Raw genomic sequence first — 23,557 nt, forward strand, 5'->3', positions numbered from 1 at the left:
GATCCTCATTCTGCTGTGGGGTCAGACCCCTAAGGGAACTGGGGGGTCTGACCCCTAGGGGAAATTAGCTGGCGTCGTGGAGGTCGGCGGCCTGGAGGGTGTTCTCCAGCAGGCTGGCGACGGTCATGGGGCCGACCCCGCCGGGGACGGGGGTGATCCAGGCGGCGCGCTCGGCGGCGGCGTCGAAGTCGACGTCGCCGACCAGGCGGCCATCCGCCTGGCGGTTGATGCCCACGTCGATGACGATGGCGCCCTCCTTGACCCACTCGCCCTTGACCAGGCCGGGCTTGCCGACCGCGACGATCAGGACATCGGCGCGGCGCACGTGCTCCTCGAGGTTGCGGGTGAAGCGGTGGCAGACGGTGGTGGTGCAGCCGGCGATCATCAGCTCCAGGGACATGGGGCGGCCGACGATGTTGGAGGCGCCGACCACGGTGGCGTCGAGGCCGCGGATCGCCAGGCCGCTCTCCTCGAGCAGCGTCATCACGCCCTTGGGCGTGCAAGGGCGCAGCAGCGGCAGGCGCTGGGCCAGGCGACCCAGGTTGTAGGGGTGGAAGCCGTCCACGTCCTTGTCCGGGCGGATGCGCTCGAGGAGGGGGCGGGCATCGAGCTGCTCGGGCAGCGGCAGCTGGACCAGGATGCCATCCACGGTCGGGTCGGCGTTGAGGCGGTCGATCAGCGCCTCGAGCTCGCCCTGGGTCGTGTCAGCGGGCAGCTGATGACGGAACGATTCGATACCGGCCTCGACACAGGCGTTGTGCTTGTTACGCACATAGACCGCGGAGGCGGGATCCTCGCCGACCAGTATGACGGCGAGGCCCGGCACTCGCCTCCCGGCCTCGCGGCGCGCCTGCACTTGGCGGGCGACCTGCTGGCGAACACGGGCGGCTATGGCTTTGCCATCGATTAGTTGCGCGGTCATCGAGGGTCCTCTGGGTGGCCGGAAAATAGGGAAGGCGTGATTTTCGCATGCCGGGCCTTCGAAACAAAGCAGGCGATAGGGGAGGGGGCAGGTATTTGCTTGACGGTGGGGGAAATTCACGTAGAATACGCAGCGCTCGACGAGGCCTCTGCGGCGGCGTCCAGCCCGCTGGATCGACGTCGGAGTGTAGCGCAGTCTGGTAGCGCGCCTGCTTTGGGAGCAGGATGTCGGGGGTTCGAATCCCTCCACTCCGACCACAACTTATTGAATGCCTAGTGGTTTTCTTGGCAATCAGGGTTGCGGCGAGGCGACCTGGAACGTAGAATGCGCCCATAGCTCAATTGGATAGAGCAACGGCCTTCTAAGCCGTAGGCTGCAGGTTCGAGTCCTGCTGGGCGCGCCAGCCGGGTGCGGTAGCAGGAAGTCGATGCGAGCAATTGTCGATGTGGTGGATGTAGCTCAGTGGTAGAGCCCCGGATTGTGGCTCCGGTGGTCGTGGGTTCGATCCCCATCATCCACCCCACCTCGGCATCTTTAGGCAAGTGGTAGTTCTAGTAGCACGTCAGTCGCAAGGCAATGGTGGATGTAGCTCAGTGGTAGAGCCCCGGATTGTGGCTCCGGTGGTCGTGGGTTCGATCCCCATCATCCACCCCATGCCTTGACTCCTCAGCAAGACCCCTCAATGACCCTTCGTCAGTTCTCGTTCATCAGTTCTCGATAGAGTTCCGTCGATAGCTCGTTATCGGTCAATACCCCCTATCCAGTCGTTGCGGTTTTCAGCGCACGGTTTATAGTCCGCGGTCGCCCAGGCGTCGGCGTTTTTGGCGTGGGATGTGTCGCCGAGCCTTGTAATCACTCGCGTCGCCCCCATTTCTCTCGCCATGGCGCTTGCCAGTGCCGGGCGGGATTCATAAAATCCCCCCTTTGAATTTTCATTCACGCAACACGATGCCCCCAGTCGGTAGAGGACATTTCATGCAAGTTTCCGTCGATACGACCTCCCAGATCGAACGCCGCATCACGGTCCAAGTACCGGCCGCCGAGATCGATGAGGCCGTCAATGCCCGTCTCAAGGATGCCGCCAAGAACGTTCGTATGGACGGTTTTCGTCGGGGCAGGGTGCCGATGTCGGTGATTCGTCAGCGCTACGGCAGCGACGTGCGCAACGAGGTGGTGGGCGAGGTGATGCGTGAGCGCTACGTGCGCGCCATCTCCGAGAACGAGCTCAACCCGGCCGGCTTCCCGCAGATCGAGCCTACCGTCAACGAGACGGGCAAGGATCTCGAGTTCGTGGCGACCCTGGAGGTCTACCCGGAAGTCGAGCTGGCGCCCATCGAGGGCGCCGAGGTCGAGCGTCCCGTGGTCGAGGTGACCGAGGCCGACGTCGACGAGATGATCGAGACCCTGCGCAAGCAGAACGCCACCCGTGAAACGGTCGAGCGTGCCGCCGAGGATGGCGACCAGCTGACCATCGACTTCCAGGGCTTCCTGGGCGATGAGCCCTTCGAGGGCGGTAGCGCCGAGGGTCACGACCTGGTGATCGGTTCCGGCAGCTTCATCCCCGGCTTCGAGGAGCAGCTGGTGGGTGCCCAGGCCGGCGAAGAGAAGGAGATCAAGGTCACCTTCCCCGAGGACTACCAGGCCGAGAACCTGGCCGGACAGGAGGCCACCTTCAAGGTCACGGTTCATGCGGTGAAGGGCCAGACCCTGCCCGAGATCGATGCCGAGTTCGTGCAGAAGTTCGGTGTCGAGGACGGCGATCTCGACAAGTTCCGCGCCGAGGTCAAGAAGAACATGAGCCGCGAGGCCAGCCAGGCCGTCGACAACCGCGTCAAGCAGCAGGTGCTCGGCGCGCTGCAGAAGGCCAACACGATTCCGGTGCCCCAGGCGCTGGTCCAGCAGGAGACCGACGGCCTCAAGCGCCAGGCCGCCCAGCAGTTTGGCCTGGGCGAGGACTTCGATGTCTCCCAGCTGCCCAACGAGCTGTTCGCGGAGCAGGCCAAGAGCCGTGTCGAGGTAGGCCTGCTGCTGGCCGAGGTGATCAAGTCCAACGCGCTGGAGGCCAGCGACGACGAGATCCGTGCCAGGGTCCAGGAGCTCGCCGAGCAGTATCAGGAGCCCGAGCAGGTGGTCGAGCACTACATGGGCAATGAGCAGCTCAAGACCCAGGTCAAGTCCGCTATCCTCGAAGAGAAGGCCGTGGACGTGCTGCTGGCCCAGGCCACCGTCAAGGATGTCGAGATGTCCTACCAGGACGCGCTGGCCGCGGCCCAGCAGCAGGCAGAGGCCGACGAGGAAGAGGGCAGCGAGGAGGCCGGCGAAGAGCGCCAGGCCTGATCGATGCCTCCGCGCCCCGGCTCATGCCGGGGCGCCGTTTCACTTCGCTTCCCTTCATCGTCGCTTCCATTCATCGGATGCAAGGACAACACGCAGATGAGCAACGAGTTCGATATCCAGAATGCCGGCGGCCTGGTGCCCATGGTGGTCGAGCAGAGCGCGCGCGGCGAGCGTGCCTACGACATCTATTCCCGCCTGCTCAAGGAGCGTGTGATCTTCCTGGTGGGTCCGGTGGAAGACTACATGGCCAACCTGGTGGTGGCGCAGCTGCTGTTCCTGGAGTCCGAGAATCCGGACAAGGACATCCATCTGTACATCAACTCGCCGGGTGGCTCGGTGACCGCCGGCATGTCGATCTACGACACCATGCAGTTCGTCAAGCCCGACGTCTCCACCGTGTGCATCGGTCAGGCGGCGAGCATGGGCGCGCTGCTGCTGGCCGGTGGCGCGGCGGGCAAGCGCTTCTGCCTGCCCAACTCGCGGATGATGATCCACCAGCCGCTGGGTGGCTACCAGGGCCAGGCCTCGGACATCGAGATCCACACCCGTGAGATCCTCGGTATCCGCGACAAGCTCAACCGCATCCTGGCGCACCACACCGGCCAGGATATCGAGACCATCGCCCGGGATACCGATCGTGACAACTTCATGGACGGCAGCCAGGCCGCCGAGTATGGCCTGATCGACGCCGTGCTGGATAAGCGGCCCACATCCTGATAGCGTGATTCCCATTACATGCTGATTGTTCCCGGCGGCGAAGGCCGCCGTTGTGAGCTCGGTGGTGCCGGCCGCGGCAAGCATCACCAACATGAAAAGAGGTAAGCGAATGGCCGACGGCAAAGGCAAGGACGACGGTGGCAAGCTGCTCTACTGCTCGTTCTGCGGCAAGAACCAGAACGAGGTGCGCAAGCTCATTGCCGGCCCGTCCGTCTATATCTGTGATGAGTGTGTCGACCTCTGCAATGACATCATTCGCGAGGAGGTGCTCGATGCCGATGCCGAGAGCGACGACGAGCGCCTGCCGACGCCTCGCGAGATTCGTCACACCCTCGACGATTATGTGATCGGTCAGGACCGCGCCAAGATGGTGCTGTCCGTTGCGGTCTATAACCACTACAAGCGCCTGAGCTCCGACGTGAAGAAAGATGACGTCGAGCTTGGCAAGTCGAACATCCTGCTGATCGGCCCCACCGGCAGCGGCAAGACGCTGCTCGCCGAGACCATGGCGCGGCTGCTCAATGTGCCGTTTACCATCGCCGATGCCACCACGCTGACCGAAGCGGGTTACGTGGGCGAGGATGTCGAGAACATCATCCAGAAGCTGCTGCAGAAGTGCGACTACGATGTGGAGAAGGCCGAGCGCGGCATCGTCTACATCGACGAGATCGACAAGATCTCGCGCAAGTCGGATAACCCCTCCATCACCCGTGACGTGTCGGGGGAGGGCGTGCAGCAGGCGCTGTTGAAGCTGATCGAGGGTACCACCGCCTCGGTGCCGCCCCAGGGCGGGCGCAAGCATCCGCAGCAGGAGTTCCTGCAGGTCAACACCGCCAATATCCTGTTCATCGTCGGCGGCGCCTTCGCCGGGCTCGACAAGGTGATCCGCGACCGCGCCGAGAAGGGCGGTATCGGCTTCAATGCCGAGGTCAAGAGCAAGGATGACAGCAAGCCGGTGGGCGATATCCTGGCCACCGTCGAGCCCGAGGATCTGGTCAAGTTCGGCCTGATTCCCGAGTTCGTCGGGCGTCTGCCGGTCATCGCGACGCTGGCCGAGCTCACCGAGGATGCGCTGATCGAGATCCTCACCGAGCCGAAGAACTCGCTGGTCAAGCAGTACGCCAAGCTGTTCGAGATGGAGAACGTGGAGCTGGAGTTCCGCGATGACGCCCTGCGCGCGGTGGCCGCCAAGGCCATGGCACGCAAGACCGGCGCCCGCGGCCTGCGCTCGATCCTCGAGTCGGTGCTGCTCGACACCATGTATGAGATCCCCTCGCTGGAGGGTGTCAGCAAGGTGGTGATCGACGCCTCGGTGATCAGCGGCGAGAGCGAGCCGCTGCTGATCTACTCGCAGCAGCAGGATGCCGCGAGCGACGGTACCGGCGGCTGATCCATTGGGGCTTACTACGGGAGCCCCCTGTCTCCAGCGCCGGCCCGTCCGGTGGGAGGCATGGGGGCTCCCGTTTTTTGGGGTATTGGCAGAACAATGTGACGCCGGCCTCCCACAATGAAGCTCGACCTCCCACGACGCATTGCCGAGCTGGCACACGCCGCTGGCGATGAACGGCCTTTTGCCGGCCGGCCGTCTTGCAAAGTCTCCCGGTCGCCCCCATTCCCAGGGGCATCCCTTCGATTTCCTTGAGGTACGTCTGCGATGCAGCAGAACGCTGAACAGACCCTGAGTCTGCCCCTTTTGCCGCTGCGGGATGTGGTCGTCTACCCGCAGATGGTCATTCCCCTGTTCGTGGGTCGCGAGAAGTCGATCCAGGCGCTGGACGCCGCCATGAGCGCAGACAAGCGTGTGCTGCTGGTCGCCCAGCGCGAGGCCAGCAAGGATGACCCCGACTCCGATGATCTCTTCGCCATTGGCACCGTGGCCGAGATCATGCAGCTGCTCAAGCTGCCCGATGGCACCGTCAAGGTGTTGATCGAGGGTGTGTCGCGCGCCGATGTCGGTGAGCTGCACGCCGGCGAGACCTACACCCGCGCCGAGGCGCTGCTGCGCGAGAGCGTGCCGCTCACCGAGCGTGAGCAGGAGGCGCTGGTGCGCGTGCTGCTCAACCAGTTCGAGCAGTACGTCAAGATGTCCAAGAAGGTGCCCAACGAGGTGCTCAACTCGCTCTCCGGCATCGAGGACCCCAGCCGCCTGGTAGATACCATCTGTGCGCACCTGTCGTTGAAGATCGACGACAAGCAGCAGCTGCTGGAGATGGACAGGGTCCGCGATCGTATCGAGCACCTGATGGCGCTGATCGAGTCCGAGATCGACCTGCTGCAGGTGGAGAAGCGTATCCGCTCGCGGGTCAAGGACCAGATGGAGAAGTCCCAGCGCGAGTACTACCTCAACGAGCAGATGAAGGCCATCCAGAAGGAGATGGGCGAGCTCGAGAACGTGCCCAACGAGGCCGAGAAGTACGAGCAGGCCATCGAGGAGTCCGGCATGCCCAAGGAGGCCCGCGACAAGGCCGTCCAGGAGCTGGGCAAGCTGAAGATGATGTCGCCCAACTCTGCCGAGGCCACGGTGGTGCGCTCCTACCTGGACTGGATGGTGTCGGTGCCGTGGAAGAAGCGCACCCGGGTCAAGCATGACCTGGTCCATGCCCAGAAGGTGCTGGACGAGGATCACTACGGCCTTGACGAGGTGAAGGCGCGCATCCTCGAGTACCTGGCGGTGCACAAGCGGGTCAAGAAGCTCAAGGGGCCGGTGCTGTGCCTGGTGGGTCCGCCCGGCGTGGGCAAGACCTCGCTGGGCAAGTCCATCGCGCGTGCCACCAACCGCAAGTACGTGCGCCTGGCACTGGGCGGGGTGCGTGACGAGTCCGAGATCCGTGGCCACCGGCGCACCTACATCGGTTCGCTGCCGGGCAAGGTCATCCAGCGCATGTCCCGCGCCGGGGTCAAGAACCCGCTGTTCCTGCTCGATGAGGTTGACAAGATCGGCATGGACCATCGCGGTGACCCGGCCTCGGCGTTGCTCGAGGTGCTCGACCCGGAGCAGAACGATACCTTCAGCGACCACTACCTGGAGCTGGACTACGACCTCTCCGAGACGCTGTTCATCTGTACCGCCAACTCGATGAACATCCCGGGGCCGCTGCTCGACCGCATGGAGGTGATCCGCCTGCCCGGCTACACCGAGGACGAGAAGCTGGCCATCGCCACGCGCTACCTGGTGCCCAAGCAGCTCAAGGCCAACGGCTTCAAGGATGACGAGCTGGCGTTCTCCGATGAGGCGCTGCTCGAGCTGATCCGCTACTACAGCCGCGAGGCCGGGGTGCGCGAGCTGGAACGCCAGATCGCCAAGGTGTGTCGTAAGGTGCTGCGCGTGCGCCTCGAGAAGGAGAGCCAGGAGGGGGCCCAGCCACCGATGCTGCTGGCCGCCGCGGATATCGAGGAGTATGCTGGGGTGCGCCGCTACAGCTACGGGCTGGCCGATCAGGAGGATCAGGTCGGTCGCGTCACCGGGCTGGCCTGGACCTCGGTGGGGGGTGAGCTGCTCAGCATCGAGTCGGTGGTGACCCCGGGCAAGGGGCGCGTCAACAAGACCGGCTCGCTGGGCGACGTGATGAAGGAGTCGGTGAGCGCCGCCCACACCGTGGTTCGCGCCCGAGCGCTCTCCCTGGGCATCGACCCCGAGCGCTTCGAGAAGGAAGACCTGCATATCCACGTGCCCGAGGGCGCCACGCCCAAGGATGGCCCCAGCGCGGGTATCGCCATGGTCACTGCCATGGTTTCTGCCTATACCGGTCGGCCGGTGCGCTGCGATGTGGCCATGACCGGCGAGGTCAATCTGCGCGGCGAAGTGATGCCCATCGGTGGCCTGAAGGAGAAATTGCTGGCCGCCAGGCGCGGTGGTATAAAGACCGTGCTGGTACCCGAGGAAAATCGCCGGGACCTCAAGGAGGTGCCGGATAATATCAAGGAGGCTCTCGATATCAGGCCGGTACGCTGGATCGACGAGGTGCTTGCGGTGGCATTAGCTAAAAGGAATGAGGAATCCGAGGGGGAGGCCCGTTCCGAAGATGCCGCTTCATCACAGTCAATGATCAGCACGCATTGAGATCAATTTCCCCACCATTATTTTGCTCAAAGCCTGATATGGTGGGGCTTTGCCCCGAATGTTGCTTGACAGCGCTTTCTCCGCATTGCTATAAATTACCTCATGCTGTGATCGTGCTTGTCGGTTGAAATGCCGGTTCGATTGGAGCCAATTTCCGAAAAAGTCAAGGGGTGAAGTGTGAACAAGTCTGAGCTGATCGAAGCCATCGCCGCGTCTGCCGATATTCCCAAGGCTTCTGCCGCGCGTGCCCTGGATGCCATGGTGGAAGCCGTGACCGATAGCCTCAAGAAAGGCGACAGTGTTTCCCTCGTCGGCTTCGGTACCTTCCTCGTGAAGGAGCGTGCCGCGCGTACCGGTCGCAACCCCCAGACCGGCCAGCCAATCGAGATCAAGGCGGCCAAGGTACCCGGTTTCAAGGCCGGCAAGGCGCTGAAGGATTCCGTCAACTGATCCTGGGTCAATCTGGAGATGCGCGCCGCCCGCGCCGCTGACGGTTGACCGCCGATGGTTGATTGATACAGGCGCATCGCCCCCGGCGGTGCGCCTGTCTTCGTTTTACGGACTCCAGTCCCTACTCGCTATCCATTTCGAGGCAACACTTCCGAGGCCAGCATGCTGCAAAGTATTCGAGACCGCTCCCGAAGCTGGGGAGCCAAGATCATCGTCGGGGCAGTGGTCGTGACCATGGCGCTGTTCGGCGTTGAGTCGCTGGTGGGCCTGTTCGGCAACAGCGGTGACGAGGTCGCCGAGGTCAACGGTGAACCGATCATGCGCCAGGAGCTCGAGCTGACCGTACAGCGGGCCATCCGCAGCGGTCAGGTGCCCCCCGAGCAGGAGCGCGCGCTGCGTGGCCAGATGCTCGATGAGCTGATCACCGACAAGGTGCTGAGCCAGTATGCCGAGCAGGGTGGGTTGCACCTCTCCGAGGCGCAGCTCGACCAGATCATCGTGTCGCTGCCCGAGTTCCAGGACCAGGAGGGGCGTTTCGACAGCGAGCTGTTCCGCAACCGCCTGGCCAGTGCCGGCTACACGCCGGTGGGCTTTCGCGACCAGCTGCGTCGAGACATGAAGCAGCAGCAGCTGCAGCAGGGGCTGGCGTTCAGCGACTTTAGCCTGCCCAGCGAAGAGCGGCGCCTGGCCGAACTGCAGCGCCAGACACGGACCTTCCGCCACGCGGCCCTGGATGGCAGCTCGCTGGAGGAGATCGTCCCCTCCGAGGCGGCCATCGAGGCGTACTACGCGGAGCACCAGGACAACTTCCGGCGGCCCGAGCAGGTGCGCCTGAACTACGTGGTGCTCGACCGCCAGGCGATGGCCGAGCAGGTGGAGGTCGACGAGGAGGCGCTGCGCGACGCCTGGCGCGAGCAGACCGCCGGCGCCGATCGCCGCCTCTCGCACATCATGCTGAGCTTCGGCGCCGAGCGTACCCGCGAGGAGGCGATGGCTGAGCTGGAGGAGGTGCAGGCGCGCCTCGCCGAGGGGGAGCCCTTCGCCGAGCTGGCCGCCCGGGTCTCCGACGACACGGTCTCCGCCGAGCAGGGGGGCGACCTGGGCGTGGTCAGCCGCGGCTTCTTCGGCGATGCCTTCGACGAGGCCGCCTTCTCCCTGGGCGAGGGCGAGGTGTCGGAGATCGTCGAGACCGACAACGGCCTGCATTTGCTGACCGTGACCGCGCTGGAGCGCGAGCCGTTCGAGTCGATGCGTGACGACCTGCGCCGCGAGCTGGCCCTGAGCCGGGTCTCCGGCGAGTTCAACGACAGGGCCCAGCAGCTGATCGATGAGAGCTTTGCCGCCGATGACCTGGCGAGCGTCGCCGAGGACCTGGGGCTCGAGCTTCAGACCAGCGACTGGGTCTCCCGCGACGCCGCCGAGGGTGTGCTCTCCGAGCCGGGTGTGATGGCCCAGGCCTTCAGTGCCGATGTGCTCGAGGAGGGCTACAACAGCGAGGTGATCGAGCTGGATAACGACCGCCGCCTGGTGCTGCGCGTGGCCGAGCACCGCGAGGCGACCACCCTGCCGCTGGTTGATGTGCGCGACGCGGTGGCCGCTGAAGTCGAGGCCGGGCTGCGGCGCGACGCGCTGCGTGCCCGGGCCGATGAACTGGTCGCCGCGCTGCGCGACGGCGAGTCGGTCGAGCTCGACTGGCAGCAGGCCGAGGCGGTCAGCCGCCAGCAGAGCCAGGGCCTGTCGCGCACCCTGGTGGACGCGGCCTTCCGACTGCCGACTCCGGAGGGGGAGTCCCCCGCGTATGGCCGGGTGGTCGATGGCGAGCGTGCCGTGATCATCGCCCTTCAGTCGGTCGGTGAAGGCGAGGTCGATGAGCAGGTCGAGCAGTTCGTCGCCTCCATGGCCGAGCGCCTGCGCGCTCAGGCCGCCATCCAGGGGCTGGTCGAGCACCTGCGCAGCGCGGCGGAGATTCGCCGCTAGGACCTGCGGCAAGCGGCAGCGACAAGGAGCAAGCTTCAAGGAATCCCCTTGGCTTGCTCCTTTTGCGTGGCTCGGCTGACTCCTTGCCCCCTTGCCCCCTTGCCGCTTGTTCCTTGATCCCTTGATCCCTTGACCCCTTGATCCCTTGATCCCTTCAGAAATGTTATCATGTAACATTATGACCCCCGAGAGGATCCTTATGCCCGCCCCCCTGGTCAATATTCCCGTCCACCTGATCACCGGCTTTCTGGGCAGCGGCAAGAGCACGCTCATCCACCACTTGATCGAGCAGAAGCCGCCCGGCGAGCGCTGGGCGGTACTGATCAACGAGTTCGGCCAGGTGGGCATCGACCAGGCGATGTTCGAGTCCCGCGATGACCTGGTGGTCAAGGGGCTTCCCGGGGGCTGCCTCTGCTGCCAGCTGGCTTTCGTCCTGCAGGCGACCCTGGTCAACCTGCTCCATCGCCACCGGCCCGACCGGGTGATCATCGAGCCTTCGGGGCTGGGGCATCCGGCGGGGCTGCTGGAGGTGCTGCGTGGGGAGGCCTTCGCCGAGGTGCTCGACGTGCGTAGCGTGGTGGCCCTTCTCGATCCTCGCCGCCTGGACGATCCGCGTGCCCGGGAGCACGAGACCTTCCGTGACCAGCTCGCCATGGCCGATGGCGTGGCCATGACCATGATCGACCTGGCCACGCCGTCCCAGTTGGCCGCGGCGCGGCAGTGGCTGGAGCGGCTGTGGCCGCCCAAGGGCTGGATTCTCGAGGCGCCCGGCGCCGAGCTGCCCCTGGCGAGGCTGACGGCGGGGGAGCGGGAGGTGTCAGCCCGGCGGGTGGCCGAGAGCGCTACCCATCGCCGGCTGCGACCGGCGGCCGGCGACGCGCATGGCATGCAGGGCGTGGTGCTGGAGGCGTTTGCCGAGGCGCTGCCCGAGCCGGGCAGGCCCCGGCGGGAGGCCGGCCGCGCCCTGGGCCACGCCACCCTGGGGTGGCGCTGGCATCCGCGGGACCTCTTCGATCTGGATCGCCTGGGCGAGCGCCTGGGTGGGTTGCCGGGCTCCCTCCGGGTGAAGGGGGTCTTTCACACCGCTGCCGGCTGGAAGCTCTACAATCGCGCCGATGGTGCGGTGAGCCTCACCGACAGCGCCTGGCGGCGCGACTCGCGTCTCGAGGTCATCGGCCAGGCGGGGGAGTTGCCCGACGCCGAGTCGCTGGAGGCGCTGTTGCAGAGCTGTCTCAGCGGTCCAGTGGAAACGCCTTGAGCCGCGGCGCACCGCCGTCGACCACGATCTCCCAGCCCTTGGCGGGCTGCCAGTCGCCCAGCACGATACGCTGTGCGGGCTGGCCGTCGACCTCGAGCTCATGCACCGCGGGGCGGTGGGTGTGGCCGTGGATCAGCGTGGTGACGCCGTATTCGGCCATCACCCTGACCACCTCCTCGGGCGTCACGTCCATGATGTCCTCGGCCTTGTTGGAGTTGGCCTCGCCGGACTGGGCACGCAGCTGGCCGGCCAGGGCGATGCGCTGGTCGATGGGCATCGACAGCACCTGCTGCTGCCACAGCGGATGGCGGGCCTGGGCGCGGAAGGCCTGGTAGGCCTCGTCGCGGGTGCACAGGGTGTCGCCGTGCATCAGCAGTATCGGCTGGCCGCCGAGTTCGACCACGCTGGGCTCCGGGAGCAGGGTGGCGCCGGCTTCCCGGGCGAAGCGCTCGCCCAGCAGGAAGTCGCGATTGCCGTGCATCAGGAAGATCTCGGTGCCGTCCTCGGCCAGGCGCTTCAGCGCACGGGTGATGCGCGCGGCCAGGTCGGCATTGCCGGTGGGGTCGGCACCGGCGAGGTCCAGCAGGTCATCGCCGATCCAGGCCTCGAAGAAGTCACCGAGGATATACAGGGCATCGCTGCCGCAGGCGCGCTCTTCCAGCCAGCGCAGGAAGCCCTCGGTGATCTCGGGGGCGCCGGGCTGGAGGTGCAGGTCGGAAATCAGCAGGGTGGCCATGGTGGTGGGTTCCCGGGTCGTGCGTCGCAGGGCAAGACGCCCGCACGGGGCGGGCGCCGGAAGGGGCAGGGCAGGCGGATCAGGCTTCCTTCACGTAGGCCTTTTCGATCAGCACGTCCTGGGCCGGCACGTCGGCGTGCATGCCGCGGCGGGTGGTCTCGACGTTCTTGATCTTCTCGACCACGTCCATGCCGTCGACCACGCGCCCGAACACGCAGTAGCCCCAGCCCTGGATGGACTTGCCGCTGTGGTTGAGGAAGGTGTTGTCGGCGACGTTGATGAAGAACTGGGCGGTGGCGGAGTGCGGATCCTGGGTGCGCGCCATGGCCAGGGTGCCCTTGTCGTTGGCCAGGCCGTTGTCGGCTTCGTTCTCGATCGGGTCGCGGGTCGGCTTCTGGTTGAACTCCTCGTCGAAGCCGCCGCCCTGGATCATGAAGCCCTCGATCACGCGGTGGAAGAGGGTGCCGTCGTAGAAGCCGTCGCGCACATACTGTTCGAAGTTGGCGGCGGTCTTGGGGGCCTTCTCGTGGTCGAGCTCGACGCTGATGTCGCCGTAGGTGGTCTGCAGAACGATCATGGGTAAGTTCCTGAGTGTTAAAAGGGCTTCGCCTTGGCGTTGCCCGTGGGCGTGGCGCTATAATACCGGTTTTGCTTCCATGCGCGAAGCGAGCAAGGGGGGCACATCGGCGTTGGGCGGCCGGCGTTGCCTGTAGCGAGAGGCGCCGGGGACAGGCCGAAGAGGAGGTCCTACGCCAGGGATGGCGTCGGTAGCGCCCAGGGAGGGGTTCACAGCGCCTCCTCGCAGGCCTGTCGCCGGATCAGCCTCGAGCGATGCCGTGCATGTGACTTCCCCCGGCGCCCCTGGTTTCATGGCCGCCAGCTGCCTTGCACTTATGCCACCAGGCCCGCACCCTTCAATTCAGAGGTCGATTTTCCCACTATGTCCACCGACACCACCAGCGCGCCGAACTTTATTCGCAATCAGATTCGTGACGAGATCGAGGCCGGCCGCGACGGCAAGATCGTGACCCGCTTCCCGCCGGAGCCCAACGGCTTCCTGCATATCGGACACGCCAAGTCGATCTGTCTCAACTTCGGGCTGGCCGAGCAGTTCGGTGGCGACTGTCACCTGCGCTTCGATGACACCAACCCGGCCAAGGAGGAGCAGGCCTATATCGACGCGATCAAGGAGGACGTCAGCTGGCTGGGCTTCGAGTGGGTGGGGGAGGTGCGCTTCGCCTCCGACTACTTCGACCAGCTCTACGCCTGGGCCCAGCACCTGGTGCGCGAGGGCAAGGCCTATGTCGACGACCTCTCGCCGGACGAGATCCGCGAATACCGCGGCACCCTGACCGAGCCGGGTCGCCCGAGCCCCTATTGCGAGCGGAGCCCCGAGGAGAACCTCGATCTGCTGGAGCGCATGCGCGCCGGCGAGTTTGCCGAGGGCGAGAGGGTGCTGCGGGCGAAGATCGACATGGCCTCGCCCAATATCAACCTGCGCGATCCGATCCTCTACCGCATTCGCCACGCCACGCACCACCAGACCGGCGACAAGTGGAAGATCTACCCCTCCTACGACTTCACCCATGGCCAGTCCGACGCCATCGAGGGGATCACCCACTCCATCTGCACCCTGGAGTTCGAGGATCACCGTCCGCTCTACGAGTGGTTTCTCGACAACCTGCCGGTGCCGGCCAAGCCGCGCCAGATCGAGTTCGCGCGCCTGAACCTCAACTACACCCTGACCTCCAAGCGCAAGCTCAAGCTGCTGGTGGATCAGGGCATTGTCGATGGCTGGGACGATCCGCGCCTGCCGACCATTTCCGGGATGCGGCGGCGCGGCTATACGCCGGCCTCGATCCGCAAGTTCTGCGAGATGATCGGGGTGACCCGCGCCGACGGCGGCCTGGTGGATATCGCCATGCTCTATCACGCCATTCGCGCCGACCTCGAGGACAATGCGCCGCGGGCCATGGCCGTGCTCAAGCCGCTGAAGGTGGTGCTGACCAACGTGCCGGAGGGTCATGAGGAGATCTATGAGGTGCCCGGACACCCGGCGCGGGAGGATATGCCGGTGCGCCGCGTGCCCTTCACGCGCGAGATCTATATCGACCAGGACGACTTCATGGAGGAGCCGCCCAAGAAGTTCTTCCGCCTGGCACCGGGCAAGGAGGTGCGGCTGCGCAACGCCTATGTGATCCGCTGCGACGAGGTGATCAAGGACGCTGCCGGCGAGGTCACCGAGCTGCGCTGCTCGGTGGACTGGGACACCCTCGGCAAGAATCCGGAAGGGCGCAAGGTCAAGGGCGTGATCCACTGGGTCAGCGTCGAGCATGGCGTGCCCATGGAGGTGCGACTCTACGACAACCTCTTCCTCGAGGAGCAGCCGGACAAGGACAAGGATGCCGATTTCCTGGAGCACCTGAACCCCGAGTCGCTGGTGGTCTGCCAGGCCGTGGGCGAGCCGAGCCTGGCCGGGACAGAGGCCGAGAGCCGCTTCCAGTTCGAGCGCATGGGCTATTTCTGCGCCGACCGTCATGCCGCCGCCGAGGGCCGCCTGGTGTTCAACCGTACCGTGGGGCTGAAGGACGGCTGGGCCAAGGTTCAGAAGAAGGACGGCCAGAAGAGTGACCAGGACAAGCAGAAGGGTTGATATGCAGATCTACAATACGCTGAGCCGTCGCAAGGAAGCCTTCACGCCCATCGAGCCGGGCAAGGTGCGGATGTATGTCTGCGGCATGACGGTCTATGACTACTGCCACCTGGGGCATGCCCGGGTGATGGTGGCCTTCGACGTCATTACCCGCTATCTGCGCCATCGGGGCTATGACGTCACCTATGTGCGCAATGTCACCGATATCGACGACAAGATCCTGCGCCGGGCCGACGAGAACGGTGAGACGATCGCGTCGCTGACCGAGCGCATGATCGCGGCGATGCACGAGGACGAGGCGCGCCTTGGCGTGCTGTCCCCGGATCATGAGCCGCGGGCGACCCGGCATATCGATGACATCCTGGCCATGATCGAGGTTCTGATCGCCAAGGGATACGCCTACGCGGCCGATAATGGCGATGTCTACTACCGTGTGCGCCGCTTCGAGGGCTACGGCAAGCTCAACAACCGTGACCTCGACGAGATGCGTTCGGGAGCACGTGTGGAGGTGGACGAGCACAAGGAGGACCCGCTCGACTTCGTGCTGTGGAAGGCCGCCAAGCCCGGCGAGGCGAGTTGGCCATCGCCCTGGGGCGAGGGGCGTCCCGGCTGGCATATCGAGTGCTCGGCGATGTCGAAGTGCTGCCTGGGCGAGACCTTCGATATCCATGGCGGCGGGCCGGACCTGACCTTCCCGCACCACGAGAACGAGATCGCCCAGTCCGAAGCGGCCAACGGCAAGCCATTCGTGAATACCTGGATGCACGCCGGGGCGGTGCGGGTGAATCACGAGAAGATGTCCAAGTCGCTGGGCAACTTCTTCACCATTCGCGAGGTGCTCGAGCACCATGACCCCGAGGTGGTGCGCTACCTGCTGGTGGCGAGCCACTACCGCAGCGCGATCAACTATGCGCCGGAGTCCCTGGCCGAGGCCCGCAAGTCGCTGGAGCGTTTCTACAACTCACTCGAAGGGCTGTCACTCGAAGGGCTGTCACTCGAAGGGCTGGCTCTTGAAGAGCTGTCACTCGAAGGGCGGTCACTCGAAGGGCCTTCCCTTGCAGGCGTGGAGTCGGTAGGTGAGGTGGATAGCCGCTTCGACGCGCGCTTTACCGCCGCCATGGATGATGACTTCAACACCCCCGAGGCGCTCTCGGTGCTCTTCGACCTGGCCCGCGAGCTGAACCGGGCGAGGAAGGAGGCGCCCGCGCAGGCCCCGGCCCTGGCCGCCGAACTCAGGCGCCTGGGGGGCATCCTCGGCCTGCTGCAGCAGGACCCGGCGACCTTCCTCAAGGCCGGTGCCGCTGAGCTGCCGCTCTCCGCGGCGGAGATCCAGGCCAAGATCGACGCGCGCGCCGCGGCCAAGCAGGCCAGGGACTTCGCCGCCGCCGACGGCATCCGCGACGAGCTGGCGGCGCTGGGCATCATCCTCAAGGATTCCCGGGAAGGCACCAGCTGGGTGTTCGAGAAGCCCTGATCACTGCCGGTTTTCAAGACCGGTACATCCAAGCCTCATGCCGACGCCCGGCTCCCTGAAGCGACTCGCAGGGAGCCGGGCGTCGGCAGTTTCTCGCTATCGATTATGTGCATTTACCTGCGCAAGAAAGCAGGATTCCATGGAAAGTGTGCGTGATACTTCGCATAATATATGACGTGTTGTCATATTTGAGTGGAATGTTGCACATTGACTGCCTCGAAGCTTACCTTGCAAATCCATTTCGACGAGGCCTGGCATGATGCTGCCCAGGTTTCACTGCCAGATCCGGAGCGCGGGAGCCATGGCGTTTCCAGGCTTCGCTATGCAACGGACTATGCCATCGAGTGGATGTTTCACGATGACATGCATGCCTGCAGCCTGTTGCTTCCGGTAGAGTTGATGCTGACGCATGAGGCACCGCGTTGGTTCGGCTTCCTGGAGGACATCATGCCGGCGGGAGCCAGTCGTCGCTTCTGGGTGGACTACCTCGGCATCCATCACCTTTCGACTGGGCGCCAGGATGCGGAGCTCCTGGCTCGTGGGACCATTGCGCCGGTCGGCAACCTGCGTATCAAGGAGGCAGTGCCCGACGAGCGTCTAAGAGATAGCCTGGGAGAGCGGCGCTTCCCGGTGCAGAGCGTAGTGGAGCGGGATGTCGACTTTCTGGAGTACGCTCAGCAGATGGGGGCGGCCAGCGGCGGGGCGACCGGGGCCGGTGGCGAGGCACCTAAGCTGTTGCTCCGGCTCACTGCGGACGAGCAGGTCTGGATCGATACCTGGCAGGAAGATGCTCACCGCCCGGATCTGCCGATGCTGGTGAAGTTTCCCCGCGGAAGCCGCTCAGCCGACGACTGCGATATTCTGCGTGCCGAGTACCACTACTACCAGGAGCTGGCGTCACTGGGCATCGATACCATCGAGACGGGGGCCATGAGACTGATGGAAGGGGAGCGCTACCCCTCTCTCTGGCTGCCGCGCTTCGATATGCGCCACCAGAACGGTGTCTGGACTCGCTACGGCCTGGAATCCGTCTACTCCCTGCTGGGGGCGGCGCCCGGCACCTTTTTGCGCCATGGTGAGACGCTTCGCCGGTTGGTGGGCCTGCTGCAGGCGCAGTATCGTGTCCAAGAGCTTGGAGGACCCTTCGATGTACCGGCCTTTGTCATCGAGTGGGTGCGGCGCGATTTGCTCAACATCGCGTTCGGCAACTCCGACAACCATGGCCGCAATACCGCGCTGCTGAAGCGCCCTGACGGCATCTGGCTCTCACCAGTCTACGATTTCGCCCCGATGCGTGCTGACCCCGAAGGCGTCACGCGTACCACCCAGTGGGGGCCACCGCTCGAGGCTGGGGGCGAATACGACTGGTACGCCGTTGCGAAATCTCTGTCGGATCTCATGGAGCCCGAGCAGCTGATGGAGGCGCTCCGGCAGCTGGCGTGCGATCTCGAGGGGCTCGATGAGCGTCTGGCCTTGCGCGGTGTTCCCTCGCGAATCCTGGATATGCCCACGGTAGGACTGCGCACGCTCAGTACGCGCTTCAAGCGCTGGGGGTTATTGTGATGCCACGCCATGTCGATGACCGTGAAGCGGCGCTGGTGGAGTTGCTCCAGCGCTTCTATGCAAGCGAGCTGACCGATGGCCAGCTGTTGCGTGCCCTGCGCCGGGACGTGCTGGGACTTTCCCAGACCCGCTATGCAGACATCGTGGGTATCAGCCGGCGCACCCTGTCGGATCTTGAGGGAGACAAGGGCAATGTCACCCTGGAGGTGAAGAATCGTGTCTACCGGCCCTTGGGGCTGGAGGTCAGCCTGCTGCCGCGCAAGCGCAGCCTGTTGGCGCAGGCGTTGAACATCAGTGAGTAAGTCAATTGGGAGCCCGCTTGGATTACACCCCCTTTCGCTATGTCACTGCCGAGAAGGCCGAGCTCTAATCGAGACCCGTGCTGAACGATCTGCGGCTGCCGCCGGAACGTCAGTTGTCGGGATAGGGCGGCAGCGGTATCTGCCTTGGCCAGTCGTCGGCGACCAGGAAGAGTCGCCGCCAGCCCGTGTCGGGGTGCCAGAGGGCGATCTGCACCGGGGCGGCCGGGACCCGGAAGTGTTCGCTGAGCTGGGACTCCAGGTCGTGCAGCGGTGGCAGGCGCTCGGGCCGGGGCAGGGCGAGCCAGTGGGGCTTGTGTAGCCATGCGCCATGGGTATCGCGGGGTAGGGTTTCGTGGAAGCGCGACCAGTCCGGCCAGCAGAGCCAGCGGCCGCGCAGGTGGTCGGGGCTCGCCTCACGGGGCGGTGGCAGGGGGCGGTGCCAGGGGGCGAAGAGCACGCCGGGCATGGCCACCCGGGGTTCCAGGCTCGCCAGCTCGTCGCGCCCATGGTGGTGCCAACCCAGCTTGGCCCTAATGGCGTCGCGTGTCTCCGGCAAGTCGGTCAGTCGTAGCTGGTGGCGGTGCAGGTGCTCGCGCTTGCCGGCCAGGCTGTCGGCGCCGCCGGGGCCTATCCAGCGCGCCTGGCTGTCGGGCTCCCCGGGTCCCTCGCAAAGCCCCAGATAGAACTTGATGGCGACCTCGAGGTGGGTGATCGAGGCCTCGCCATGGCGACGGTAGAGCAGGTCCAGCTCGCCGAGCGTCAGCTTGCCACTCATGATGCGCAGGTTATGGGCGAGCAGCTCGGTGCCCGGCGCCCAGGCCAGCAGGAACTGCCAGAGCCGCTCGTGGTAGAGCCCCATGCGGCCATTGAGCGTATTGCCGACACACCGCTCCAGCGGCTGGGGCCAGGCTTCGAGGGTATCCAGCCAGCGGGCGGTGCGGTCGTCATCTTCCAGGCCCAGTGTCGCCCGGCTCGGGCGGCCCGGCCAGGGCATCTGGATCAGGTCGGGGGCCAGCAGCAGCCACGCCAGGTCCCGGACCAGCGGATGGTGGCAGCGATCCAGCAGGGGCAGGGCATCGGTGGACATGCAAGCATCCTGTGCGTTGGTGGTGGCGCTGCAGGTAATCCCTTGTTTCCTTATACTCAGACTACATTCATGACCTGTCAGGTGGTAATCCGCCATGCGACGTCCCCTGCTTTGCCTCACCACTCTCGCCGCCGCCGTTGGACTTGGCGCCACGCCTCTGCATGCCCAGGAGCCGGTCACGGTCTCTTCCAAGATCGATACCGAGGGCTCGGTGCTGGGCGAGCTGATCATACAGCGCCTCGAGGCCGGCGGCGTCGAGGTGGAGGAGCGTCTGCAGCTGGGTGCCACCAGCATCGTGCGCGAGGCACTGCTGGCCGGCGAGATCGACCTCTACCCGGAGTACACCGGCAACGGCGCCTTCTTCTTCGACATGACCGACAGCGATGTCTGGCACGACCCCCAGGCCGCCTATGAGACGGTCCGCGAGCGGGACGTCGAGAATGGCCTGACCTGGCTGACGCCGGCCTCGGCCAACAACACCTGGGCGATCAGCCTGCGCGGCGAGCTGGCCCGCGAGCATGGGCTGGCGACCCTGGAGGACCTGGCGGCCTTCCTGGCCGAGGGCGGAGCGCTCAAGCTCGCCGCCAGTGCCGAGTTCGTCGAATCCGAGCAGGCGCTGCCGGCCTTCCAGCAGGCCTACGGCTTTACGCTGGGCGACGACCAACTGCTGGTGCTTTCCGGAGGCAATACCGCGTCCACCATGCGCGCTGCCGCCCAGCAGACCAGCGGCGTGAATGCCGCCATGACCTATGGCACCGACGGTGGCCTCAAGGCGCTGGATCTGATGGTGCTGGAGGACACCCTGGGCGTGCAGCCGGTCTACCAGCCGGCGCCGGTGGTGCGTGACGAGGTGCTGGAGGCCTGGCCGGAGATCGAGGGCCTGCTGGCGCCGCTCTTTGCGGCCCTGGATCTCGATACCCTGCAGCGGCTCAACGGTGACGTGGCGGTGAACGGTCGCGCCCCGGCCGACGTGGCCGCCGACTTCCTCGCCAGCCTGGAGGAGTGAGCGGGTGCCGCGCAGGCACGCGCCCATCAACCGGGTGGTGCCGGCGCTGGCGCTGGTCGCACTGGCGACCTGGCTCGCGCTGCCGCTGGGGAGTGTCGCCCCCAACCGCATCGTGCCCGGTACCGCCTACACCCTCGTCGCGGCCATCGGCTGGCCGCTGGCGCTGGCGAGCTGCCTGCCGCTGCTCGGCCTGCTGGCGCTGGCCTGGCGGCCTGGCAGGCTCGGCTATCGTCTGGCGCTTGGCCTAACCCTGTTGCTGCTGCTGGCGCTGCCGGGCTGGCTGGCGTTGATGGCGCAGCAGCGCCTCGACCCTGAGCTGCCCCAGGCGCGGCTGGGCATCGGGGCGGCCTGGTGGCTTGCGCTGTTCTGGCTCTGCCTGCTGCTGGTCGAGCTGCGGTCTCGCCTGGCGCTTGCCGGGTGGCGGCTGGCGCTGCTGATGTTGCCGGTCGTGGGGGGCTGGTGGCTGATGGCCGGCTGGCTCAAGCCCCTGGCCCTCTGGCAGGAGCTGGCGGGCCGCCGCGATGCCTTCCTCGAGGCGCTGGTCGACCACCTGCTGCTGGTGGGCGGCGCGGTGGGGACGAGCCTGGTGGTGGGGGCCGGGATTGCCCTGGCCATGCGCCAGAACCCTCGCGTCGAGCGTCTCGGCTTCGCGCTCCTCAATTTCCTGCAGACCATTCCCAGCCTGGCGCTGTTCGGCCTGATGCTGGCGCCCCTGGCCTGGCTCGCCTCTCGGTTCGAGTGGCTCGCCGCGCTGGGGGTGAGCGGCATCGGTTGGGCGCCGGCCTTCCTGGCGCTGCTTGGCTACAGCCTGCTGCCCATGGTGCGCAACACCTTCGTGGCGCTCTCCGCGGTGGACCCCGGCGTGCTGGAGGCGGCACGCGGCATGGGCATGAGCCGTGGCCAGGTGTTTCGCCAGGTGCGCCTGCCGCTGGCCCTGCCGGTGGTGCTCGAGGGGGTGCGCATCACCACGGTCCAGGCGATCGGCTTGACCGCCGTGGCGGCATTGATCGGCGCCGGGGGGCTGGGCACCTTCATCTTCCAGGGGTTGGGGCAGGCGGCCATGGACCTGGTGCTGCTCGGCGCCCTGCCGATACTCGCCATGGCACTGGCCGCCGATGCCCTGCTGGGCGCGCTCGGCCGGCGCCTCGACCCGCGTACCGACCTGGCCCCGGGAGCCACCCCATGATCGAGCTCAAGAGCGTCACCAAGCGTTTCGGTGGCGAGACGGCGGTGGATGCCATCTCGTTGACGATCAAGCGGGGCGAGCTGTGTGCCCTGGTGGGCACCTCGGGCTGCGGCAAGTCCACGACCCTGCGCATGATCAACCGCCTGATCGAACATGATGGCGGCGAGATCCATATCGATGGGCGCCCGATTCGCGAGTTCGACGGGCGGATCCTGCGCCGGCGGATCGGCTACGCCATCCAGAGTACCGGGCTCTTTCCCCACTGGAGCGTGGCCCGCAACATCGGCCTGGTGCCGCGGCTGCTCAAGTGGCCGGCGGCCCGGGTCAACGAGCGCGTCGAGGAGCTGATGGCGCTGCTCGGGCTGCCGGTCGAGCAGTTCGCCGACAAGTACCCCTCTCAGCTGTCGGGTGGCCAGGCCCAGCGCGTCGGGGTGGCCAGGGCGCTGGCGGCGGATCCCGATATCCTGTTGATGGATGAGCCCTTCGGTGCCCTGGACCCGATTACCCGCGAGGGACTACAGGCCGAGCTGCGCGACCTGCAGTCACGCCTGCAGAAGACCATCGTCTTCGTGACCCACGATATGGATGAGGCCCTGGCGCTGGCGGACCACCTGGTGGTGATGAATGCCGGGCGCATCGTCCAGCAGGGCAGGCCGCTCGAGCTGTTGCGGGCGCCGGCCGATGACTTCGTGGCGTCGCTGCTGGGGGGCGACGATCGCGGCCTCAAGGAGGCCGCCATTACCCGGGTCGCCGAGCGCATGCGAGCGCTCTCGCCGCGCCTGCTGCCCCAGGCCCGGGTGCATCGCGACGCCACCCTGCGCCAGGCCCTGGCGGTGATGTTTCGCGAGCATGCCGACAGGCTGGCGGTGGTCGACGACGAGGCGCTGCCGGTCGGCGAGATCTCGCTGCGGCGCATCGTCGGTGCCGGCCGCGCAGATCGGCCTGAGGACGAGGGAGGCAGTGATTCGTGAACAGGTCCCTGGTGAGGCGCTGGTCGGCGCCGCTGGTATGGCTCGCCGTGCTGCTGGTCCTGGCGCTGGGGGGCGAGTGGCTCGAGCCGCTGCTGCGCTGGAGCGAGCCCGAGGCGCGTCGGGTGCTCTACCCCCAGGCCGATCTGCTGACCCTGCTGGCGCGCCATGTCCAGGTGGTGGCCATCGCCTCCGGCCTGGCGGTGGTGATCGGCGTCGGTGCGGCGATCCTGGTCACGCGGCCGGGCGGCCGTGATTTTCTGCCGCTGGTGGCGCAGTTTGCCGCCATGGGGCAGACCTTCCCACCGGTGGCGGTGCTGGCCCTGGCGGTGCCGGTGCTGGGCTTCGGCACCTGGCCGATCATCGTGGCGCTGCTGCTCTACGGGCTGCTGCCCATCGTGCGTAATACGCTGGCCGGACTCGAGGGGCTCGACCCCGCGGTGCAGGAGGCCGCCCGTGGCATGGGCATGGGCGGCGGCCAGCGGCTATGGCAGGTGGAGCTGCCCCTGGCGGCACCGATCATCCTCGCCGGCATCCGCACCTCGGTCACCGTGAACATCGCCACGGCGGCGCTGGGGGCCACCGTGGGGGCGAGCAACCTCGGCGCGCCCATTATCGCCGGCATTGTCAACGGTAACACCGCCTATATTCTCCAGGGAGCTGTCCTGATCGGACTGTTGGCGCTGGCGGTGGACAGCTTCTTTGCACGACTTTTGCTCGCAAGGTAGCAAGATCATCTGTCACTATCGACGAAAGAAGGAGTCCTTTCGGCTGTCGATATCCGTCAGTTTACGTTAACGTCGCCTGGGGCTGGGTTGACCCCTCGGGAGCGATCCTCCTGGCAAGGGACGTGACAAGCGA

General features: G+C 66.0%; 19 protein-coding genes and 4 tRNA genes. 19 read left to right on the forward strand and 4 right to left on the reverse strand.

All coding sequences use genetic code 11. The features are described 5' to 3' along the window. Positions 1-64: 64 nt before the first annotated feature. Positions 65-922 carry a bifunctional methylenetetrahydrofolate dehydrogenase/methenyltetrahydrofolate cyclohydrolase FolD gene (folD, locus tag NFH66_RS08110; protein ID WP_349609720.1) on the reverse strand — a complete coding sequence of 286 codons (858 nt, stop codon included), beginning with the start codon at positions 920-922 and terminating at the stop codon, positions 65-67. A gap of 180 nt (positions 923-1,102) precedes the next feature. On the opposite strand from folD, the gene NFH66_RS08115 reads away from it, so the two are divergent. From NFH66_RS08115 to NFH66_RS08165, 11 genes are all read left to right on the forward strand, one after another. Continuing rightward, positions 1,103-1,179, forward strand: a tRNA-Pro gene (locus tag NFH66_RS08115). A gap of 69 nt (positions 1,180-1,248) precedes the next feature. Further along, positions 1,249-1,325, forward strand: a tRNA-Arg gene (locus tag NFH66_RS08120). Positions 1,326-1,370: 45 nt separating this feature from the next. Then, a tRNA-His gene (locus NFH66_RS08125) sits at positions 1,371-1,445 on the forward strand. A 56-nt stretch (positions 1,446-1,501) separates the two neighbouring features. Beyond that, positions 1,502-1,576: transfer RNA gene (locus NFH66_RS08130), tRNA-His, on the forward strand. Positions 1,577-1,897: 321 nt separating this feature from the next. Next, on the forward strand, positions 1,898-3,259 hold the full coding sequence (tig, locus tag NFH66_RS08135; protein ID WP_349609722.1) for a trigger factor: 1,362 nt from the start codon (positions 1,898-1,900) through the stop codon (positions 3,257-3,259). A gap of 96 nt (positions 3,260-3,355) precedes the next feature. Then, positions 3,356-3,976 (forward strand): ATP-dependent Clp endopeptidase proteolytic subunit ClpP, encoded by a 621-nt coding sequence (gene clpP, locus NFH66_RS08140; protein WP_349609724.1) that lies wholly within the window; start codon positions 3,356-3,358, stop codon positions 3,974-3,976. A 109-nt stretch (positions 3,977-4,085) separates the two neighbouring features. Further along, entirely contained in the window at positions 4,086-5,366 is a 1,281-nt protein-coding gene (gene clpX / locus NFH66_RS08145) for an ATP-dependent Clp protease ATP-binding subunit ClpX (protein ID WP_349609726.1), read from the forward strand. Positions 5,367-5,630: 264 nt separating this feature from the next. After that, entirely contained in the window at positions 5,631-8,036 is a 2,406-nt protein-coding gene (lon, locus tag NFH66_RS08150) for an endopeptidase La (RefSeq protein WP_349609728.1), read from the forward strand. 177 nt (positions 8,037-8,213) lie between these two features. Then, positions 8,214-8,486 (forward strand): non-specific DNA-binding protein Hbs, encoded by a 273-nt coding sequence (hbs, locus tag NFH66_RS08155; RefSeq protein WP_349609730.1) that lies wholly within the window; start codon positions 8,214-8,216, stop codon positions 8,484-8,486. A gap of 162 nt (positions 8,487-8,648) precedes the next feature. Next, positions 8,649-10,463, forward strand: coding sequence for a SurA N-terminal domain-containing protein (locus NFH66_RS08160; protein WP_349609732.1), 1,815 nt, complete (start codon positions 8,649-8,651; stop codon positions 10,461-10,463). Between the two features lie 199 nt (positions 10,464-10,662). Beyond that, positions 10,663-11,721, forward strand: coding sequence for a CobW family GTP-binding protein (locus NFH66_RS08165; protein ID WP_349609734.1), 1,059 nt, complete (start codon positions 10,663-10,665; stop codon positions 11,719-11,721). Here NFH66_RS08165 and NFH66_RS08170 read toward each other — a convergent pair. Further along, positions 11,696-12,457, reverse strand: a complete 762-nt coding sequence (locus NFH66_RS08170) for a UDP-2,3-diacylglucosamine diphosphatase (RefSeq protein ID WP_349609736.1) — start codon at positions 12,455-12,457, stop codon at positions 11,696-11,698. The genes NFH66_RS08165 and NFH66_RS08170 overlap by 26 nt on opposite strands. Positions 12,458-12,536: 79 nt before the next feature. Further along, complete coding sequence (locus NFH66_RS08175) at positions 12,537-13,034, reverse strand: peptidylprolyl isomerase (RefSeq protein WP_349609738.1); 498 nt, start codon at positions 13,032-13,034, stop codon at positions 12,537-12,539. 363 nt (positions 13,035-13,397) lie between these two features. Between NFH66_RS08175 and NFH66_RS08180 the strand changes: the two genes are divergently transcribed. The 4 genes from NFH66_RS08180 to NFH66_RS08195 all read left to right on the forward strand — a co-directional run bounded on the left by NFH66_RS08180 (position 13,398) and on the right by NFH66_RS08195 (position 18,449). Beyond that, positions 13,398-15,110, forward strand: a complete 1,713-nt coding sequence (locus NFH66_RS08180; RefSeq protein ID WP_349609740.1) for a glutamine--tRNA ligase/YqeY domain fusion protein — start codon at positions 13,398-13,400, stop codon at positions 15,108-15,110. Position 15,111: 1 nt separating this feature from the next. Next, positions 15,112-16,584, forward strand: coding sequence for a cysteine--tRNA ligase (gene cysS / locus NFH66_RS08185; RefSeq protein WP_349609742.1), 1,473 nt, complete (start codon positions 15,112-15,114; stop codon positions 16,582-16,584). 399 nt (positions 16,585-16,983) lie between these two features. Continuing rightward, positions 16,984-18,147, forward strand: a complete 1,164-nt coding sequence (locus NFH66_RS08190) for a type II toxin-antitoxin system HipA family toxin (RefSeq protein WP_349609744.1) — start codon at positions 16,984-16,986, stop codon at positions 18,145-18,147. Beyond that, a complete protein-coding gene (locus tag NFH66_RS08195; RefSeq protein WP_349609746.1) occupies positions 18,147-18,449 on the forward strand; it encodes a helix-turn-helix domain-containing protein in 303 nt (100 codons plus the stop codon). Before NFH66_RS08190 ends, NFH66_RS08195 begins: the two co-directional genes overlap by 1 nt. 109 nt (positions 18,450-18,558) lie before the next feature. On the opposite strand, the gene NFH66_RS08200 is transcribed toward NFH66_RS08195, so the two are convergent. Then, entirely contained in the window at positions 18,559-19,536 is a 978-nt protein-coding gene (locus NFH66_RS08200; RefSeq protein ID WP_349609748.1) for a DUF1853 family protein, read from the reverse strand. A 94-nt stretch (positions 19,537-19,630) separates the two neighbouring features. Between NFH66_RS08200 and osmF the strand changes: the two genes are divergently transcribed. Genes osmF through NFH66_RS08220 form a run of 4 tightly spaced genes read left to right on the forward strand, consistent with a single transcriptional unit; the run spans position 19,631 to position 23,424 of the window. Further along, entirely contained in the window at positions 19,631-20,542 is a 912-nt protein-coding gene (osmF, locus tag NFH66_RS08205; RefSeq protein WP_349609750.1) for a glycine betaine ABC transporter substrate-binding protein OsmF, read from the forward strand. A 4-nt stretch (positions 20,543-20,546) separates the two neighbouring features. Then, positions 20,547-21,728 (forward strand): ABC transporter permease, encoded by a 1,182-nt coding sequence (locus NFH66_RS08210; RefSeq protein ID WP_349609752.1) that lies wholly within the window; start codon positions 20,547-20,549, stop codon positions 21,726-21,728. Continuing rightward, a complete protein-coding gene (locus NFH66_RS08215; protein WP_349609753.1) occupies positions 21,725-22,699 on the forward strand; it encodes an ABC transporter ATP-binding protein in 975 nt (324 codons plus the stop codon). The genes NFH66_RS08210 and NFH66_RS08215 overlap by 4 nt, the downstream gene beginning before the upstream one ends. Continuing rightward, the gene (locus NFH66_RS08220; RefSeq protein ID WP_349609755.1) at positions 22,696-23,424 is read left to right on the forward strand and encodes an ABC transporter permease; all 729 of its coding nucleotides are present in this window, start codon (positions 22,696-22,698) and stop codon (positions 23,422-23,424) included. The genes NFH66_RS08215 and NFH66_RS08220 overlap by 4 nt, the downstream gene beginning before the upstream one ends. Positions 23,425-23,557 lie beyond the last annotated feature (133 nt).

The organism is Halomonas sp. H10-9-1 (assembly GCF_040147005.1).
Classification (GTDB): domain Bacteria; phylum Pseudomonadota; class Gammaproteobacteria; order Pseudomonadales; family Halomonadaceae; genus Halomonas.